The organism is Streptomyces sp. NPDC048507 (assembly GCF_043199995.1).
Taxonomy (GTDB): Bacteria; Actinomycetota; Actinomycetes; order Streptomycetales; family Streptomycetaceae; genus Streptomyces.
Window position 1 is genome coordinate 278018 of sequence record NZ_JBICWZ010000008.1, and the last position, 17534, is coordinate 295551.

The 17534-nt window shown below is 71.1% G+C and carries 15 protein-coding genes; 10 read left to right on the forward strand and 5 right to left on the reverse strand.

What is annotated here, in order from left to right; genetic code table 11:
- Window positions 1-107: 107 nt before the first annotated feature.
- A complete protein-coding gene (locus ACGFXC_RS23710) occupies window positions 108-458 on the forward strand; it encodes a hypothetical protein (RefSeq protein ID WP_393715801.1) in 351 nt (116 codons plus the stop codon).
- A 121-nt stretch (window positions 459-579) separates the two neighbouring features.
- Here ACGFXC_RS23710 and ACGFXC_RS23715 read toward each other — a convergent pair whose 3' ends face one another.
- On the reverse strand, window positions 580-2106 hold the full coding sequence (locus ACGFXC_RS23715; protein WP_393715803.1) for a peptide MFS transporter: 1527 nt from the start codon (window positions 2104-2106) through the stop codon (window positions 580-582).
- A gap of 469 nt (window positions 2107-2575) precedes the next feature.
- On the opposite strand from ACGFXC_RS23715, the gene ACGFXC_RS23720 reads away from it, so the two are divergent.
- Together ACGFXC_RS23720 and ACGFXC_RS23725 are read left to right on the forward strand one after the other, a co-directional pair.
- Complete coding sequence (locus ACGFXC_RS23720) at window positions 2576-3253, forward strand: response regulator transcription factor (protein ID WP_393715805.1); 678 nt, start codon at window positions 2576-2578, stop codon at window positions 3251-3253.
- A gap of 48 nt (window positions 3254-3301) precedes the next feature.
- Window positions 3302-4567 carry an ATP-binding protein gene (locus tag ACGFXC_RS23725; RefSeq protein ID WP_393715807.1) on the forward strand — a complete coding sequence of 422 codons (1266 nt, stop codon included), beginning with the start codon at window positions 3302-3304 and terminating at the stop codon, window positions 4565-4567.
- Window positions 4568-4570: 3 nt separating this feature from the next.
- Here the strand turns inward: ACGFXC_RS23725 and ACGFXC_RS23730 are convergent, their stop codons facing one another.
- Window positions 4571-5125, reverse strand: a complete 555-nt coding sequence (locus ACGFXC_RS23730; RefSeq protein ID WP_393715809.1) for a GtrA family protein — start codon at window positions 5123-5125, stop codon at window positions 4571-4573.
- A 187-nt stretch (window positions 5126-5312) separates the two neighbouring features.
- Here ACGFXC_RS23730 and ACGFXC_RS23735 point away from each other — a divergent pair, with 187 nt between their 5' ends.
- The 4 genes from ACGFXC_RS23735 (at window position 5313) to ACGFXC_RS23750 (ending at window position 9543) form a co-directional block, all read left to right on the forward strand.
- Window positions 5313-6452, forward strand: coding sequence for a 5-(carboxyamino)imidazole ribonucleotide synthase (locus tag ACGFXC_RS23735; RefSeq protein ID WP_393715811.1), 1140 nt, complete (start codon window positions 5313-5315; stop codon window positions 6450-6452).
- Window positions 6449-6991: a 5-(carboxyamino)imidazole ribonucleotide mutase gene (purE, locus tag ACGFXC_RS23740; protein WP_393715813.1), complete on the forward strand. Its 543-nt coding sequence runs from the start codon at window positions 6449-6451 to the stop codon at window positions 6989-6991. The genes ACGFXC_RS23735 and purE overlap by 4 nt, the downstream gene beginning before the upstream one ends.
- Complete coding sequence (locus tag ACGFXC_RS23745) at window positions 6988-8166, forward strand: dipeptidase (RefSeq protein WP_393715815.1); 1179 nt, start codon at window positions 6988-6990, stop codon at window positions 8164-8166. Before purE ends, ACGFXC_RS23745 begins: the two co-directional genes overlap by 4 nt.
- A 273-nt stretch (window positions 8167-8439) precedes the next feature.
- Complete coding sequence (locus tag ACGFXC_RS23750) at window positions 8440-9543, forward strand: membrane dipeptidase (protein ID WP_393715817.1); 1104 nt, start codon at window positions 8440-8442, stop codon at window positions 9541-9543.
- Here ACGFXC_RS23750 and ACGFXC_RS23755 read toward each other — a convergent pair.
- Entirely contained in the window at window positions 9540-10862 is a 1323-nt protein-coding gene (locus ACGFXC_RS23755) for a glycosyltransferase 87 family protein (protein ID WP_393715819.1), read from the reverse strand. The two genes, ACGFXC_RS23750 and ACGFXC_RS23755, sit on opposite strands and share 4 nt — an antisense overlap.
- A 103-nt stretch (window positions 10863-10965) precedes the next feature.
- Window positions 10966-12309: a UDP-glucose dehydrogenase family protein gene (locus tag ACGFXC_RS23760; RefSeq protein ID WP_393715821.1), complete on the reverse strand. Its 1344-nt coding sequence runs from the start codon at window positions 12307-12309 to the stop codon at window positions 10966-10968.
- A gap of 217 nt (window positions 12310-12526) precedes the next feature.
- Between ACGFXC_RS23760 and ACGFXC_RS23765 the strand changes: the two genes are divergently transcribed.
- The 3 genes from ACGFXC_RS23765 (at window position 12527) to ACGFXC_RS23775 (ending at window position 16264) form a co-directional block, all read left to right on the forward strand.
- Window positions 12527-13684, forward strand: a complete 1158-nt coding sequence (locus tag ACGFXC_RS23765) for an acyl-CoA dehydrogenase (RefSeq protein WP_393715823.1) — start codon at window positions 12527-12529, stop codon at window positions 13682-13684.
- Window positions 13685-14343: 659 nt separating this feature from the next.
- Window positions 14344-15426 (forward strand): sugar phosphate nucleotidyltransferase, encoded by a 1083-nt coding sequence (locus ACGFXC_RS23770; RefSeq protein ID WP_393715825.1) that lies wholly within the window; start codon window positions 14344-14346, stop codon window positions 15424-15426.
- 121 nt (window positions 15427-15547) lie between these two features.
- Window positions 15548-16264, forward strand: a complete 717-nt coding sequence (locus tag ACGFXC_RS23775; protein ID WP_393715901.1) for a polyprenol monophosphomannose synthase — start codon at window positions 15548-15550, stop codon at window positions 16262-16264.
- Window positions 16265-16351: 87 nt separating this feature from the next.
- On the opposite strand, the gene ACGFXC_RS23780 is transcribed toward ACGFXC_RS23775, so the two are convergent.
- Window positions 16352-17518 carry an acyltransferase family protein gene (locus tag ACGFXC_RS23780; RefSeq protein ID WP_393715827.1) on the reverse strand — a complete coding sequence of 389 codons (1167 nt, stop codon included), beginning with the start codon at window positions 17516-17518 and terminating at the stop codon, window positions 16352-16354.
- Window positions 17519-17534: the final 16 nt, after the last annotated feature.

Below are 17534 nucleotides of genomic sequence, written 5' to 3' on the forward strand. Positions count from 1 at the left end.
GTGGTATCACCACACCAATTCGGAAATGCCGGAGGGTGTTCGCGGCCCGGTCCGGGCCGCCGCTATGTTTCGCCTTTTCTTCCCTCATTCGGAAGCGGGCGTCATCGATGAAATCCAACAGCCTTGCGGCCGTGGTGGCCGCCCTGGCCGCCCTGGCCGCGTTCGCCGCTCCGGCCGCCTCCGCGGCGCCCGCGGGCGGCCTCGGCGGCGGCTGCAAGGCCACCGCGGACCTGGACCGGCTGGGCCGTCCGAACGTCACCTCGCGCTGCACGGGACGCTTCCCCTCGGGCGCCGCGCACCGCGCGGTCATCATCTGCGACACGGTCCAGGGCGCGCGCGAGCACGTCGTGCGCCGGACCTATCACGGCAAGTGGACGCCCACCGGATCGCACGCGAAGGTCGGGTGCGGATTCAAGTCGTTCCTCGTCGGATTTTCCGCAGAGGTGAAGGGCGCCTGATGGGCGCCTGATTCCGGCCGCAATACCGGTGTGTTTTTCGGCCATGCGCACCGCGCGGGCAAAAGGAACGGCCCGGCACACCTCGCGGTGTGCCGGGCCGTTCCCCGTGCGGGGCGGTGCGTCAGCGCACGTCGCCCATGAGCGACTTGACCTTCTTGCGGTACATGAAGACCGAGACGGCCGCCAGGCAGGCCAGGGTGGCCTCGATCGCGACGGCACCCGTGCCGTTGAGGTCGATGCCGAACACGGCCGGGTCGGACAGCAGGCTGGTGATGGAGTCACCGGCGGTGACCGCCAGGAACCAGACGCCCATCATCTGGGAGGCGTACTTGGCGGGCGCCATCTTCGTGGTGACCGAGAGGCCGACCGGGGAGAGGCACAGCTCGCCGACCGTCTGGATCAGGTAGATCCCGACCAGCCACATCGGGCTGACCTCCTGGCCGTTCGCCGCGAGGGCGATCGGGATCAGGAAGAAGAAGAAGGAGACGCCGACGAGGAACAGGCCCGCGGCGAACTTGCCGACCGTCGAGGGTTCCTTGCTCTTGCGGTTGAGCCACAGCCAGATCCAGGCGAAGACCGGGGCCAGCGCCATGATGAAGATCGGGTTCAGCGACTGGTACCAGGACGAGGGGAACTCGAAGCCGAGCAGCGCGCCCGAGGCCTTGGTCTCGCCGAAGGACTGGACGGTCGAGGCGCCCTGGTCGTAGATCATCCAGAAGACGGCGGCGGCGGCGAAGAACCAGATGTAGCCGGTCATCTTCGACTGCTCGCCGCGGTCGAGGTCCTTGTCCCGCTTGATGCGGATCAGGACGAAGGTCGGGACGATCAGACCGATGAGGGTCAGCGGGATCGTCGCCCAGGCCTTGGTGAACATGCCGGCCATGCCGACGGCGGTGTAGAACACGGCCACGACCGCCACGACGAGGGCGATCTTGCGGATCCAGGAGGTGCGCTCCTCGGCCGACAGCGGCTTCGGGACGACCGAGCTGATCGGGTTCAGGTTCTTGGTGCCCAGCAGGAAGGCGACCAGGCCGATGCCCATGCCGACGGCGGCCATCGCGAAGCCGAGGTGCCAGTTGACCTTCTGGCCGACCGTGCCGATGGCCAGCGGGGCGAAGAAGGCACCGGCGTTGATGCCCATGTAGAAGATCGTGAAGCCGCCGTCACGACGCGGGTCGTTCGCGTCCTTGTACAGCTGGCCGACCATCGTCGAGATGTTGGCCTTCAGCAGACCCGAGCCGATCGCCACCAGGGCGAGGCCGACGAAGAAGGTCGCGCCGCCCGGGAGGGCGAGGACGATGTGGCCGCACATGATCGTCACGGCCGCGATCGTCACGGTCTTGCGGGGACCCCACACGCGGTCGCCCAGCCACCCGCCGGGCATGGCGAGCAGGTAGACCATGGACACGTAGATGGAGAACACGGTGATCGCCGTGCCCTCGTCCATCCCGATGCCGCCGGCCAGGCTGCCCTTCTTCGCGTCCGGGCCGCCCGAGAGCAGGTAGACGAGGAGGAGGGCCTTCATGCCGTAGAAGCTGAAGCGCTCCCACATCTCGGTCATGAACAGAGTGGCCAGGCCACGGGGGTGTCCGAAGAAGGTCTTCTCGGCGGACGGAACCGCCGGTTCCTTCGTCAGGCTGGAAGCCATGGTCGATCCTTGCTTGCTCGGGACGCTCGGCTTCGTGAGCTGTTCAGCGCCCGGTGGGGGGTGGCCGGCACCGGCAGACGGGTGTCCCACCCCACGCCCGGGGGTCTCGGCTCCGATCGGGAGACGAAGGAACAGCAGTCACCGGGATCCACGCCCCGAACGCACCTTCGCGTTCGGGGCCCGGCCCACAGGTCATTCACTGTCATCTGGGCCGGTTGAAACCGACCAGAGCAGAATTTGAGGTCCTTGGCTCGCTTTTCGGCACAAAGATCCCCTGGGTAGTGCATCAGGCGTCTCGCCACCATACGACAGGACACTGCGGGATATGGAAGGACTTGAGATATGGATCACAGGATTCCGGGGAACCGTTTCACCATATTCGAAGGCCGTTAGTAGTTCATAAGCCCAGGAAGAGAGGGGTCTGCGGGCACGCGCCTCCTGGGAGCCGCCGCGGACTACCATCACCCACATGACGCGTGTACTGCTCGCCGAGGACGACGCATCCATCTCGGAACCCCTGGCCCGCGCCCTGCGCCGGGAGGGCTACGAGGTCGAGGTCCGGGAAGACGGCCCCACCGCCCTGGAAGCCGGACTGCAGGGCGGCGTCGACCTCGTCGTCCTGGATCTCGGACTGCCCGGGATGGACGGCCTGGAGGTCGCCCGGCGCCTGCGCGCCGAGGGCCACGGCTTCCCGATCCTGGTCCTCACCGCCCGGGCCGACGAGGTCGACACGGTGGTCGGCCTGGACGCCGGCGCCGACGACTACGTGACCAAGCCCTTCCGTCTCGCCGAACTGCTGGCCCGGGTCCGGGCCCTGCTGCGGCGCGGCGCCAACGAGGCCAGCCAGGCCCCCGCCACCCACGGCGTCCGCATCGACGTCGAGTCGCACCGCGCCTGGATGGGGGAGGAGGAGCTCCAGCTCACCGCCAAGGAGTTCGACCTGCTGCGGGTCCTGGTCCGCGACGCGGGCCGCGTCGTCACCCGCGACCAGCTCATGCGCGAGGTCTGGGACACCACCTGGTGGTCCTCCACCAAGACCCTGGACATGCACATCTCCTGGCTGCGCAAGAAGCTGGGCGACGACGCCGCGAACCCCCGCTACATCGCGACCGTCCGGGGCGTCGGCTTCCGCTTCGAGAAGAGCTGAACCGGACGGAGCGGAGCAAGGCCCCTCCTTTAGGGCATCCTCTCAACCATGCGCCGCCGCCTGATCAACTCCACGCTCGCCGTGGTGCTCGTCGTCATCGCCGTGTTCGGGGTCTCCCTCGTCATCGTGGAGACCCGGACCATCACCAGCAGCGCCCAGGCCCGCATCGGGTCCGAGGCGCTGCGACTGCTGGGCATCGTCGAGGCGGACGTACTGGAGAACAAACCCGTCGACGCCTCCGCGCTCGCCGAACAGCTCGACCTCGGCGCCTACGCCCGCATCACCGTCCCCGGCCGCCCGGTCGTCGAGGTCGGCGACCGGATCCCCGACAGCGTCATCCGGGGCACCGCCCGCGGGGAACAGGGCGAGTCGGTGAGCGTGGAGGCGTCCCGGTCCACCGTCACCAAGGAGGTCGGGCGCACCCTCGCCGTGGTCGGCGCGGTGGCGCTGCTCGCGGTCGTGGCGGCCGTCCTGCTCGCCGTGCGGCAGGCCAACCGGCTCGCCTCCCCGCTCACCGACCTCGCCGAGACGGCCGAGCGGCTGGGATCGGGCGACCCCCGCCCCCGGCACAAGCGCTACGGGGTCCCCGAGCTCGACCGGGTCGCCGACGTACTGGACTCCAGCGCCGAGCGGATCGCCCGGATGCTCACCGCCGAGCGCAGGCTCGCCGCGGACGCCTCCCACCAGCTGCGGACCCCGCTGACGGCCCTGTCGATGCGGCTGGAGGAGATCACCGTCACCGACGACCTGGAGACCGTACGGGAGGAGGCGACCATCGCCCTGACCCAGGTGGAGCGGCTCACGGACGTGGTCGAGCGGCTGCTCACCAACTCGCGGGACCCGCGGACCGGCTCGGCGGTCCCCTTCGACCTGGACGAGGTCGTCAAACAGCAGCTGGAGGAGTGGCGGCCGGCCTACCGCAGCGCCGGGCGGGCCATCGTGCGCTCGGGAAAGACCGGGATGCGGGCCGTCGGCACCCCCGGGGCGGTCTCCCAGGTGCTGGCGACGCTGGTGGAGAACGCGCTGATGCACGGGGGCGGCACGGTCGCGCTGCGCACCCGGGTGACCGGCAACCAGGCCGTCCTGGAGGTCACGGACGAGGGCCCCGGCGTCCCCCCGGACCTCGGCAACCGGATCTTCGAGCGGACCATCAGCGGCCGCAACTCCACCGGTATCGGCCTCGCCGTCGCCCGGGACCTCGCGGAGGCGGACGGCGGCCGCCTGGAGCTCCTCCAGGCACAGCCGCCGGTGTTCGCGCTGTTCCTCAGCCGGACCGCACCGGACCGGCCGGAGCCGGCCCGCACGGTGCGGTAGCGGCTACTTCGCGGCGGGCACCACGGGCGCGACGGGGACCACGGCCTCGGCGGCGAGGGCCACGGCCGGCACCTCGTGGCCGTCGCGCTGCTCGACGACCAGCGAGTGCGCGGCGGGCGTGGGCAGCGCCTGGAAGACCCAGGTCCGGTAGGACCAGAAGCGGAAGACGGTCGCCACGGCCATGCCGAGGAACTTGAAGACGTTGTTCTGCAGCGAGCTGTCCCAGCCGAAGCCGTACGTGGCCACGTAGAGCACGCCGCTCTCGATGACCATGCCGATCAGGCTGAACAGGATGAAGAGGATCATCTCGCGGCGGCGGCTGCCGAGGTCGCGGTCGCGGTAGGTGAAGTAGCGGAAGCCGATGTAGTTGGTGACGATGGCCACCACGATGGCTATGACGTTCGCGCGCACCGTCTGGAGGTCGGTCGTGCTCCGGAGCAGGTTGAACACACCGAAGTTGACCAGGACGCCCAGTCCGCCCACCGCGCCGAACTTGACCGCCTCCCGGGCGAGACCGCGGAAGCGCTCGGACAGCGGTGCTGCTTTCGGCGTACTCATGTGATCCTTCAGTCCCTGTCCGTCGTCGTCGCCCCCGCTGGAGCGTCACTCGATTTCGTCAACCCAGTCATGTTAAGTGTCGCCCCCGGGCTCCGTACGCGCCTTGGCGCCCCCTGCGACGCACGGCACACGGGTATGCGCCAGGGTCCCGTCCGGATGGCGGAATACCGGCGGATACCCTGGAGAGGTGACGTTCCCGGTAGTCGGCATGGTCGGCGGCGGACAGCTCGCCCGCATGACCCACGAGGCGGGCATCCCCCTCGGCATCAGATTCAAGATCCTCAGTGACACCCCACAGGACTCGGCGGCCCAGGTCGTGAGCGACGTCGTCATCGGCGACTACCGCGACCTGGAGACGCTCCGCGCCTTCGCGCGCGGCTGTGACGTGATCACCTTCGACCACGAGCACGTGCCCATCGCACACCTGCGGGCCCTGGAAGCGGACGGCATCCCCGTCCGGCCGGGGCCCGACGCGTTGGTGCACGCCGCGGACAAGGGGGTGATGCGCGCCCGGCTCGACGCGATCGGCGCGCCCAGCCCCCGTCACCGGATCGTGACCGATCCGGCGGACGCGGCGGCCTTCGCAGAGGAGGTCGGGGGCTTCCCCGTCATCCTCAAGACGGTGCGCGGTGGCTACGACGGCAAGGGCGTGTGGTTCGTGCGCACCCCCGAGGACGCGCACGCCCCCTTCAAGGCGGGCGTCCCGGTCCTCGCGGAGGAGAAGGTCGAGTACGTCCGCGAGCTCGCGGCGAACATCGTCCGCTCCCCGCACGGCCAGGCCGTCGCCTACCCCGTCGTGGAGTCCATCCAGGTCGACGGCGTGTGCGACACGGTGATCGCCCCCGCCCCGAACCTCTCCGAGGAGCTGGCGGGCGAGGCCCAGGGGCTGGCCCTGCGCATCGCCAAGGAGCTCGGCGTGACCGGCCACCTGGCGGTGGAGCTCTTCGAGACCACCGACGGGCGCATCCTCGTCAACGAACTGGCCATGCGCCCGCACAACAGCGGCCACTGGACCCAGGACGGTGCCATCACCTCCCAGTTCGCCAACCACGTCCGCGCGGTCCTGGACCTCCCCCTGGGCGACCCGCGCCCCCGGGCCCGCTGGACGGTCATGGCCAACGTGCTCGGCGGGGACTACCCCGACATGTACGCCGCGTACCTGCACTGCATGGCCCACGACCCGCAGCTGAAGATCCACATGTACGGCAAGGACGTGAAACACGGCCGCAAGGTCGGCCACGTCAACACCTACGGCGACGACCTGGACGATGTGCTGGAGCGCGCACGTCACGCTGCCGGCTACCTCAGAGGAACCATCACCGCATGAGCACCGCTTCCGCAGGTCCCGTCATCGGCATCGTCATGGGCTCGGACTCCGACTGGCCCGTCATGGAGGCCGCCGCCAAGGCCCTCGACGAGTTCGAGATCCGCTACGAGGTCGACGTCGTCTCCGCCCACCGGATGCCGCGCGAGATGGTCGCGTACGGCGAGCAGGCCGCCGGCCGCGGACTGAAGGCGATCATCGCGGGTGCGGGCGGCGCCGCCCACCTGCCCGGGATGCTCGCCTCGGTCACCCCGCTCCCGGTCATCGGGGTGCCGGTGCCGCTGAAGTACCTCGACGGCATGGACTCGCTGCTGTCGATCGTCCAGATGCCCGCGGGAGTTCCCGTCGCCACCGTGTCCGTCGCCGGGGCGCGCAACGCGGGCCTGTTGGCCGTACGGATGCTGGCCGCGCACGACCAGGAGCTGATGGCCCGGATGCGCGACTTCCAGCAGGAGCTGAACGAGCAGGCCACCGAGAAGGGCAAGCGGCTGCGGACGAAGGTCGCGGGCGCGGAGTCCTTCGGGTTCGGGTTCGGCAAGTGAGCGCGGCCGACCGCCTGGACGAGGCGCGCGGCCTGCTCGCCGCGCATCCGGTCGTCGACGGCCACAACGACCTGCCCTGGGCGCTGCGCAACCAGGTCCGCTACGACCTGGACCGGCGCGACATCGGCGCCGACCAGTCCGCGCACCTGCACACCGACATCCCCCGGCTGCGCGCCGGCGGGGTCGGTGCGCAGTTCTGGTCCGTCTACGTACGGTCCGACTTCGCGGGCGACGAGGCGGTCAGCGCCACCCTGGAACAGATGGACGCGGTCGGCCAGCTGATCCGGCGCTACCCGGACGACCTCGTGCGGGCGCTGACGGCGGACGACATGGAAGCGGCGCGGGCGCAGGGCAGGATCGCCTCCCTGATGGGTGCCGAGGGCGGCCACTCCATCAACAACTCGCTGGCCACCTTGCGCGCCCTGCACCGGCTCGGCGTGCGGTACATGACCCTGACGCACAACGACACCATCGACTGGGCGGACTCGGCGACCGACGAGCCCCGCCACGGCGGTCTCACGGACTTCGGCCGCGAGGTCGTCCGCGAGATGAACCGCGTCGGCATGCTGGTGGACCTTTCGCACGTGGCCGCGACCACCATGCGCGACGCGCTTGCCGTCTCGACGGCGCCGGTGATCTTCTCGCACTCGTCCGCGCTGGCGGTCTGCGACCACCCGCGCAACGTTCCGGACGACGTCCTCGCGCTGCTCCCCGCCAACGGGGGCGTGGCCATGGCGACCTTCGTGCCCAAGTTCATCCTCCCGGCGGCGGTGGCCTGGACGGCGGCCGCCGACGAGAACCTGCGCGCGCACGGCCTGCACCACCTGGACACCGGCCCCGAGGCGATGGCCCTGCACCGCGCCTTCGAGGCGGCACGGCCGCGTCCGGTCGCCACGGCGGCCACGGTCGCCGACCACCTGGACCACATGCGCGAGGTCGCGGGCGTGGACCACATCGGCATCGGCGGCGACTTCGACGGCACGGCCTTCACCCCGGCCGGGCTGGACGACGTCTCCGGCTATCCGAACCTGATCGCGGAGCTGCTCGCACGCGGCTGGTCCCACGCCGACCTGGCCAAGCTGACCTGGTCGAACGCGGTACGGGCGCTGCGCGACGCCGAAGCGGTGTCCCGGGACCTCTCGGCCGCCCGCGGCCCGTCCAACGCATTCCTCTGACCCACCCGGGCACCCGCCCGGGGGCTCCACCCGGATCCCGCGCAGGAGGCCCGGCCGGTCTTCGGCCGGGCCTTCGCCGTACCCAGGCCGGGCCTTCGTCCGTGCCCCCGGGCGGGCTTCGCCGGGCGGGGCTGCGGGCCGCTCCCCGGCCGGGGCCCGGGCGGCCACCCGAACGCCACACCCGCCGGGCGGCAATCGCGTCACACATGTCACGGTGGCAACAGCTCTCACCCGCTGCCTCTCCCTGCTGCCGCCGAGACCGGAGCGAACGCCATGGCCGACCTGCAGGACGACCCGCACGCCGCCCCCGCCCTCCCCGGCGGGCCCGGCTCCCTGGGAGTCCCGGACGCACCCGCCCCCGCGGTGGCGCCCTGCGCCCTGGACCGGGCCGCCGCACTGCTCGCCGTGCACCCCGTCGCGGACGGCTGCAACACGCTCGTCTGGACCCTGCGTCAGAGCCCGTACCACGACATCGACACCCCGGACCTGGGCGTGGACACCGACATCCCGCGGCTGCGGGCCGGCGGCGTGGGGGCCCAGTTCTGGTCGCTGCTCGTCCCGCCCGGCGCGCCCGCCGGGGACGGTGCCACGCCGCGGGACCCTGACCAGGTGGTCTCCGACACCCTCGAACAGATCGACGCCGGGCTCGCCCTGGTGCGCCGCTACCCCGACGGCCTCTGCCTCGCGCTGAGCGCCGACGACATGGCGGACGCCCGCAACCGGGGCCGGATCGCCTCGTTCCTCGGCCCCGTGCCCGGCCGCGCGCTGACCGGCTCGCTGGGAGCGCTGCGGGCCTTCCACGCCCTGGGCGTACGGATCCTCGCGCCCGCCGGGGCGCCCTGGGCCGAGGAGGGCCTGACGGCCTTCGGCCACGAGGTGGTCAAGGAGGTGAACCGGCTCGCGATGCTGCTGGACCTGACGGGGTGTTCCCCGTTGGTGGCCCGTCAGCTCGCGGGAGCCTCGAAGGCCCCGGTGATCGTCTCCAACACGGGCGCGGCGGCGCTCAACCCGCACCCGGGGAACGTCACCGACGAGGTGCTGCTCGCGCTACGGGCCGCGAACGGTCTGGCGATGGTCACCTTCGACACCGCCCGGACCGGGGACTCCCTGCACGCGGTGGCGGACCACCTGGACCACGTACGGGCCCTCGCGGGCCCCCAGGGCGTCGGCCTCGGAGCCGCCTTCGGCGCCGAGGGGGGCGCCCCCCGCCCGGCCGGGCTCACCGACCCCTCCGGGTACCCCAAGCTCATCGCGGAACTGCTGGAGCGGGGCTGGACGGAGACCGACCTGGCCCTGCTCACCTGGGGCAACGCCCAGCGGGTGCTGCGCGACGCGGAGTTCACGGCCCGCGCCGCACAGCACCGCAGAACTCCCTAGCGGGACGCGGCCACCGGGGCCGGTTCCGCCGCGGCCAGGGCGCCCTTCGGCAGGACGGTGGCCTTCCACAGCCGCACGCCCGACCACACGGTCGCGTACAGCAGGATGCCGTTGCGCCCGCACAGCAGGATCGTGCCGAGCGTGGAGTTGGTCAGGATGTCCGAGCCGTACCAGACCGGGAAGATCAGCGTGGTGAGCGCGGTGGCGGCCACCAACAGCCAGGCGATCGGACGCTGGGTGGTGTGCCGGGACGTCAGGCACACCGCCGCGAGGCCGAGCAGCCAGATCATGTACTGCGGGCTGATGACGCGGCTGGTGACGGTGAACACCATGATGGCGCAGAGCGCGGCGTCGAACGGCGTCGCGGTCGACCAGCGGTTGGCCTTCACGCGCCACAGCAGGAGCAGCAGGAAGCCGATCACGGTGAGCGCGAGCGAGGCCCGCGCGATGCTGGAGACGTACGGGCCGACGTACTCGAAGGCCCCGTACTGGAAGTTGATCTTGCCGGGCCACAGGTGCACGAGCCGGGCCGCCATCAGGGCGCTGCCGCCGAGGGACTCGACCTGCACACCGCGGTCGCCCTGGTTGCCCAGGAAGCCGAGGGTGTCGCGGAAGAGCGCGGCGAAGACGGCGAGCAGCGCGACGCAGGACAGCGCGGCGGCGATGAACGCCTCGCGCGTCGACTTGCCGCGCGGGGTGCCGAGCAGGGTGAGCAGCGGCCACACCTTGACCATGGCGCCGATGCCCGCGATGACCCCGCCGAGCTTCGGGCGGTAGCGCAGGCACAGCAGCGAGGCGACGGCGAGCAGGGTGACCTGGACGTCGTAGCGGGCGAACGGGGTCGCCATCAGCATCGGCAGCGTCACGAGCCACAGCACGGCGCCGGCCATGCTGCCGTCGCCCCGCCGGGCGGCGCGCATGAGGCCGACGAGGATCACGCCGTCGCAGAGCACCGTCAGGGCGACGAAGGCCTGGAAGTAGGTGAGGAACGGCAGCAGGTCGGGCGAGAGGAAGATCGCCGCGGCTGCCGGCGGGTACTGCCACATGATGTCGTTGTGCGGCATCGTCCACGTGACGAGGACGTTGTACCAGTTGTGATAGGTCGCGGTGATCTCTACTCGTACGACGTTCGAGCTGTAGAAGTCGTTGACGAGCATCCAGAGCATCGCGGCCCGGGTGGCCAGCCAGAAGCCCGCGATGCCCAGAAGGGCGCCGCGTCCTCGCATGGCTGCTTCGAAGGATCCCCGCCGGTCACGCGTGGCGGGCGCCGCCGTCGCAGATGCGGTGGGGTTGGTCGGAGGGCTGCTGGTCGTGGTCATCGGCGCGAAGTCTACCCAGTCATTTATTCCACTTACTTGACGGCGCCCCAACAAAAGGGTTACGGAAGGCCGCCCCGGCGGCCCCCCGCGGCCCCCAACTCCCTTACGCGTGCGGGCGTCCCATCGCCCGGTACGTCCAGCCCGCCGCGCGCCACCGCTGCGGGTCCAGGGCGTTGCGCCCGTCCAGGACGAGGCGGTCGGTGACGACCCCGCCCAGGACCGCCGGGTCCAGGTCGCGGAACTCGCGCCACTCGGTGAGGTGCAGGACGACCTCCGCGCCACGGGCCGCCTCCAGCGCGGAGCCGGCGTACCCCAGGGTGGGGAAGACCCGGCGGGCGTTGTCCATGCCCTTGGGGTCGTAGACGGTGACCTGCCCGCCCTGGAGGTGGATCTGGCCGGCGACGTTCAGGGCGGGGGAGTCGCGGACGTCGTCCGAGTCCGGCTTGAAGGTGGCGCCGAGGACGGCGACCCGCTTGCCGAGGAAGGAGCCGCCGACCGCCTCGCGGGCCAGCTCCACCATGTGGCCGCGGCGGCGCATGTTGATGGAGTCGACCTCCCGCAGGAAGGTCAGCGCCTGGTCGGCGCCCAGCTCGCCGGCCCGCGCCATGAACGCCCGGATGTCCTTGGGCAGGCAGCCGCCGCCGAAGCCGATCCCGGCCCGCAGGAACTTCGAGCCGATCCGCTCGTCGTGCCCGATGGCCTCCGCCAGCTTGGCCACGTCGCCGCCCGCGGCCTCGCAGACCTCCGCCATCGCGTTGATGAAGGAGATCTTGGTGGCCAGGAAGGAGTTCGCGGCGGTCTTCACCAGCTCGGCGGTGGGGAAGTCGGTCACCACCAGCGGAGTCCCCTCCGCCAGCGGCGTCGCGTACACCTCCCGCAACACCTTCTCGGCGCGCTCGCCCTCGACGCCGATCACGATCCGGTCGGGGTGCAGGGTGTCCTGCACCGCGAAGCCCTCCCGCAGGAACTCCGGGTTCCAGGCCAGCTCCACGTCCGCGCCCGCCGGGGCCAGCTCCGCGAGCCGCGCCGCGAGCCGGGCCGCCGAGCCCACCGGCACGGTGGACTTGCCGACGACCAGCACCGGCCGGGTCAGGTGCGGGGCCAGCGAGGCGAAGGCCGCGTCGACGTACGACATGTCACAGGCGTACTCACCGTGCTTCTGCGGGGTGTTCACGCAGAGGAAGTGGACGTCGCCGAACTCCCCGGCCTCCTCGAAGGAGGTGGTGAAGCGCAACCGGCCCGTCGAGCCCGGCAGTCCGGCGACGTGCGCGGCGAGCATCTCCTCCAGTCCCGGCTCGTACATGGGGACCCGGCCCGCCGCGAGCATCTCGATCTTCTCCGGGACCACGTCCAGTCCCAGCACCTCGAAGCCCAGCTCGGCCATCGCGGCGGCGTGCGTCGCGCCGAGGTAGCCGGTGCCGATCACAGTGATCTTGAGGGGGGCCATGGGTGCTCCAGAGGTGCGGGGCCGTTTGCGGCCACCGAGCATAGTCGGGCCCCCGAGCGGGGACGTTCCCCGGCGGAGGTCCGGGCTGTCACGCAGCTCACGTGCGCGGTACATATCGCTGCCCGGTGACCGGACACTAAGATTTGGGTTACTTAACGGTAGTTAGCATCGCGCATCGCGCATCAGCGGGACGCGTCACCTTGGGGAGTGAGAGATCTTGGCGGGTTCTGCCGACTTCGACCTGTACCGCCCGGCCGAGGAGCACGACATGCTCCGCGAGTCGGTCCGCTCGCTCGCCGAGGCGAAGATCCTGCCGTTCGCGGCCGCGGTCGACGAGGAGTCCCGCTTCCCGCAGGAGGCCCTCGACGCCCTGGTCGCGAGCGACCTGCACGCCGTCCACGTGCCCGAGACCTACGGCGGCGCCGGCGCCGACGCCCTCGCCACCGTCATCGTGATCGAGGAGGTGGCCCGCGTCTGCGCCTCCTCCTCCCTCATCCCGGCCGTGAACAAGCTCGGCTCGCTCCCGGTGATCCTCTCCGGGTCCGAGGAGCTCAAGGCCAAGTACCTCGGCCCGCTGGCCAAGGGCGACGCGATGTTCTCGTACGCGCTCTCCGAGCCGGACGCGGGCTCCGACGCCGCCGGCATGAAGACCCGCGCCGTGCGCGACGGGGACTTCTGGGTCCTCAACGGCGTCAAGCGCTGGATCACCAACGCGGGCGTCTCCGACTACTACACGGTCATGGCCGTCACCGACCCGGAGAAGCGCTCCAAGGGCATCTCGGCCTTCGTCGTCGAGAAGTCGGACGAGGGCGTCTCCTTCGGCGCCCCCGAGAAGAAGCTCGGCATCAAGGGCTCCCCGACGCGCGAGGTCTACCTCGACAACGTCCGCATCCCCGCCGACCGCATGATCGGCGCCGAGGGCACCGGCTTCGCCACCGCGATGAAGACCCTCGACCACACCCGCATCACCATCGCCGCCCAGGCCCTCGGCATCGCCCAGGGCGCCCTCGACTACGCCAAGGGCTACGTCCAGGAGCGCAAGCAGTTCGGCAAGCCGATCGGCGACTTCCAGGGCGTGCAGTTCATGCTCGCGGACATGGCCATGAAGATCGAGGCCGCCCGCCAGCTGACCTACTCGGCCGCCGCCAAGTCGGAGCGCGTCGACTCCGACCTGACCTTCTTCGGCGCCGCGGCCAAGTGCTTCGCCTCCGACGTCGCCATGGAGGTCACCACGGACGCCGTCCAACTCCTCGGCGGCTACGGCTACACGCGCGACTACCCGGTCGAGCGCATGATGCGCGATGCGAAGATCACTCAGATCTACGAAGGCACGAACCAGGTCCAGCGCATCGTCATGGCCCGCAACCTGCCGTAGGCCACTGGCGGCGAGGGCCGACCGCGACCGAGATCCCCCGCACCCGCGTTGAGTGCGGGGGAATCCGCGGTCGCGGTCGCAGAGGGAGCCGGGGTGGCCCGACCCGGTCGTCCATGACGCCACCGCACGACCCGTCCCCACTCCTGCGCACCCTGCGGGAGCCGCCGCCGTCGTGCGGGACGGTGACGGTGAGTGGGGACCCGGGCCGGCCCGGGAGCCCGGGGGCGGGAGGCGGAGCCGGGCCATGCCGCCGTACCGCCCGCGGTGCGAGTGAGCCCGTCTTCGTAACGGCTTGCCGACAGGTTCGGAACAAGTCGTCGTCAACCGCGGCGGCCGGGGCACCCTCCCGGGCCCGGTCCGGTACGGGGGAACAGGGGTGCGGCGAGCGGCCCCCGCGGGCGCGGCGGATCGGGGACGCGGCTGTGACCAGCGGTGATGCCGGTACCGGCCGGGCGTTGGCCGTGGCGTGCCCCTTGTATAGGGGACAGCCGTGCGCGGCGGTGTCCGGTACGCGCAATCCGCCCGTCTCCGCGAGGGCGCCCGCCCGTAACCGGAACGTGGCCGTAGCACCCCCCGCCCGGCTCGTCCACGGCCTTGGCATGTCCCCGGATGGGCTAAATTTGAACCTTCGTACGCCCGAACCGGTTGGGGAGAAAACAATGACGGAAGCGATCCTGCTGGTCGGCGGGCAGGGGACGCGACTGCGCCCCGTGACGGTGAACACCCCCAAGCCGATGGTTCCGGCGGCCGGAGTTCCCTTCCTCGCCCACCAGATAGCCAGGGCCGCCGCCGCCGGTGTCACCCACATCGTGATGGCCACCTGCTACCTGGCCGAGGTCTTCGAGCCCTACTTCGGCGACGGCAGCGACTTCGGCATCACCCTTGAGTACGTCGTCGAGGACGAGCCCCTGGGCACCGGCGGCGCCATCCGCAACGCCGCGCAGCGGCTGACCGGCGGCCCGGACGCGCCCGTCCTCGTCTTCAACGGTGACATCCTCACCGGCCTGGACATCGCCGGCCTGGTCGAGTCCCACCAGGCGGCCGACGCCGACGTCTCCCTGCACCTGGTGCGGGTCGAAGACCCGCGCGCCTTCGGCCTGGTGCCCACCGACTCCGACGGGCGGGTGCTGGCCTTCACCGAGAAGCCGCAGACCCCCGAAGAGATCATCACGGACCAGATCAACGCCGGCTGCTACGTCTTCCGCCGCAGCGTCATCGACTCCATCCCGGCCGGCCGATCGGTTTCCGTCGAGCGCGAGACCTTCCCCGGTCTGCTCGACTCCGGCGCCAAGCTGCACGGCGTCACCGAGGACACGTACTGGCTGGACCTGGGCAAGCCCGAGTCCTTCGTGCAGGCCTCCGCCGACCTCGTGCGCGGCATCGTGGCCTCCCCGGCCGTCCCCGGCCCGCGCGGTGAGGCCCTCGTCCTCCCGGGCGCGGTGGTGGCGGAGGGCGCCAAGCTGTCGGGCGGTACGGTGGTGGGTGCCGGCGCCCGGATCGAGTCGGGCGCGGTCGTCCGGGGCTCGATCGTCCTGGACGGTGCGACCCTCGGCCCGGACTCGGTGGTGAGCGCCAGCCTCATCGGCGCCGGCGCCTCGGTGGGTTCGCGCACGGTGGTGAACGGCGCGGTCATCGGTGACGGTGCCGTCGTAGGAGCCGACAACGAACTTCGCGCAGGGGTGCGGGTGTGGTGCGAGGCCGAACTGCCCGACGCCGCCGTCCGCTTCTCCTCCGACCGCTGACCCTGTGACCAACTCCAGTGAGGCACAACCTGTGATAGGCGAGCAGCAGACTCCCCGCACGACCGACGTCGCTACCACGAAGCTCCCCGACACCTGGGCGCACACGCCGCTCACCGTCGTCATGCCCACGTACAACGAGGCGGGCAACCTGCCGGGCATGGTCGAGCTGCTCATGGGGCTGGACCAGCCGGGCCTGCGCCTGCTGATCGTCGACGACTCCTCCCCGGACGGCACCGGCAAGATCGCCGACGAGCTCGCGGAGGGCTTCCTCACCGAGGACGGCAAGCCGCGCATGTCCGTCCTGCACCGCACCGCCAAGGACGGCCTCGGCCGCGCCTACGCGGCCGGCATGGCCAAGGCCGTCGAGAACGGTGCCGAGTACGTGCTCCAGATGGACGCGGACGGCTCCCACCCGGCCGGCAAGATCGCCGAGATGCTGGGCGTCGCCCGTTCCACCGGTGCCGGTCTCGTCGTCGGCTCCCGCTACGTGCCCGGCGGCACCCTCTCCGACGCCTGGGGCGCGCACCGCAAGCTGCTCTCCCGCTGGGCGAACGCGTACGCGAGCACCATCCTGGGCACCCGCGTCCGCGACATCACGGGCGGCTTCAACCTGTGGAGCGCCGACGCGCTGAAGGCGATCGACCTCGCGTCGATCGGCAGCGCCGGCTACAGCTTCCAGGTGGAGATGAAGTTCAAGGCCCTGCGCCGCGACTTCCAGGTGATGGAGGTCCCGATCCACTTCGAGGACCGCACCGTCGGCGAGTCCAAGATGAACCTGGCCGTCCAGCTGGAGTCCATCGCCATGCCGTGGAAGCTCCGCGCCCGCGCCGGCAAGTAGCCGCCGCGCACGGACCCGTGCACATGCGAAAGGGGCACCCCCCGCGGGGGGTGCCCCTTTCGCATGTCCCGTGCGGGCCGGGCGGGTTCAGGGCCTGGTCGGCCGGTTCTCCAGGAAGCGCTTCAGCGCGCGCGAGGCGGGCCGTTCCACGAACCGGTGGATCAGCCACGAGGTCAGGACCATCCCGCCGACGAGCAGGGACACCAGCTGCCAGGGGCCGAGATCGTCCGTCAGGCGGGGCAGCAGCGTGACGCCGATCTGCTGGTGCAGCAGGTACAGCGGGTACGAGATGGCACCGGCGGTCGACAGCCACCGCCAGGTGATCCGGTCCAGCCAGCCCAGCGCCACGGCCGCCATGATCGCGTAGCAGCCCGTCACGACGGCGAGGCAGACGCTCCAGGAGAGCTTGTCGCCGGCAACGGTGTTCCAGCCGACGATGTCGACGAGGTACCGCTGCATCAGGAGCCAGGAGAAGGCCAGGAGCACCCAGGGCTCGCCGGCCCGTGGACCGTACCGGCGGATCAGGTAGAAGCAGATGCCGGAGATGAACAGCGGTGCGTAGACGGAGTCGGCGACGATGTCCAGGAGGGGCAGTCCGGAGGTCGGCCCGAGCAGGGCCGCGACGGTCCAGATCCAGCAGAAGTTGAGGACCTTGCGGTACGTCAGGCCGGACCACGCGACGATCGCGAAGATGAGGTAGAAGCGCGCCTCGGCCCACAGGGTCCAGTACGAGGGGTCGAGCGGGTCGACCCTGAGCGGGGTCTGCACCATCGTCAGATTGGTGAGGATCTGGCTCAGCGTGGGCGCGGTCGTGTCGAAGGCCTTGGCCTGCACGGTGAGGACGGCCCCGGTGAGCAGCGCGCAGAACCAGTACGCGGGCCCGAGGCGGATCACCCGGCTGCGCAGGTACGAACCCAGGGAGCGGCCCCAGGCGGACATGCAGATGACGAAGCCGCTGATCATGAAGAACAGCTCGACGCCGAGCCAGCCGTACCGGCTCGCGGTGCCCAGCCAGCCGAACGGCTGGGAGGCGTCCCCGCCCCAGAACGCGTCCCGCATGTAGTGGTGGCACACCACCATCACGGCCGCGACGATGCGCAGGCCGTCGAGCACCCACAGCCGCGGCGGCCTGGGGGCCGGCGCCGCGGACGGCGTCGCGGCATCGCGCGGCGTCGGCAGCGGTGGCCGTAGCGCGGACTGAGAGGCGTCCCGCTGTCGGTCGCCCAGGAGGGGCGGGAACGGGGGCAGGGACATCGACGCTCCAGAGCAG

What these genes read in the sequence shown, in the direction of transcription:
- ACGFXC_RS23755 (WP_393715819.1), bottom strand. Translation starts at nt 10,862, where the DNA reads ATGACCACGACCAGCAGCCCTCCGACCAACCCCACCGCATCTGCGACG.
- ACGFXC_RS23730 (WP_393715809.1), bottom strand. Translation starts at nt 5,125, where the DNA reads ATGAGTACGCCGAAAGCAGCACCGCTGTCCGAGCGCTTCCGCGGTCTC.
- ACGFXC_RS23770 (WP_393715825.1), top strand. Translation starts at nt 14,344, where the DNA reads ATGACGGAAGCGATCCTGCTGGTCGGCGGGCAGGGGACGCGACTGCGC.
- ACGFXC_RS23715 (WP_393715803.1), bottom strand. Translation starts at nt 2,106, where the DNA reads ATGGCTTCCAGCCTGACGAAGGAACCGGCGGTTCCGTCCGCCGAGAAG.
- ACGFXC_RS23720 (WP_393715805.1), top strand. Translation starts at nt 2,576, where the DNA reads ATGACGCGTGTACTGCTCGCCGAGGACGACGCATCCATCTCGGAACCC.
- ACGFXC_RS23780 (WP_393715827.1), bottom strand. Translation starts at nt 17,518, where the DNA reads ATGTCCCTGCCCCCGTTCCCGCCCCTCCTGGGCGACCGACAGCGGGAC.
- ACGFXC_RS23725 (WP_393715807.1), top strand. Translation starts at nt 3,302, where the DNA reads ATGCGCCGCCGCCTGATCAACTCCACGCTCGCCGTGGTGCTCGTCGTC.
- ACGFXC_RS23710 (WP_393715801.1), top strand. Translation starts at nt 108, where the DNA reads ATGAAATCCAACAGCCTTGCGGCCGTGGTGGCCGCCCTGGCCGCCCTG.
- purE (WP_393715813.1), top strand. Translation starts at nt 6,449, where the DNA reads ATGAGCACCGCTTCCGCAGGTCCCGTCATCGGCATCGTCATGGGCTCG.
- ACGFXC_RS23775 (WP_393715901.1), top strand. Translation starts at nt 15,548, where the DNA reads ATGCCCACGTACAACGAGGCGGGCAACCTGCCGGGCATGGTCGAGCTG.
- ACGFXC_RS23760 (WP_393715821.1), bottom strand. Translation starts at nt 12,309, where the DNA reads ATGGCCCCCCTCAAGATCACTGTGATCGGCACCGGCTACCTCGGCGCG.
- ACGFXC_RS23750 (WP_393715817.1), top strand. Translation starts at nt 8,440, where the DNA reads ATGGCCGACCTGCAGGACGACCCGCACGCCGCCCCCGCCCTCCCCGGC.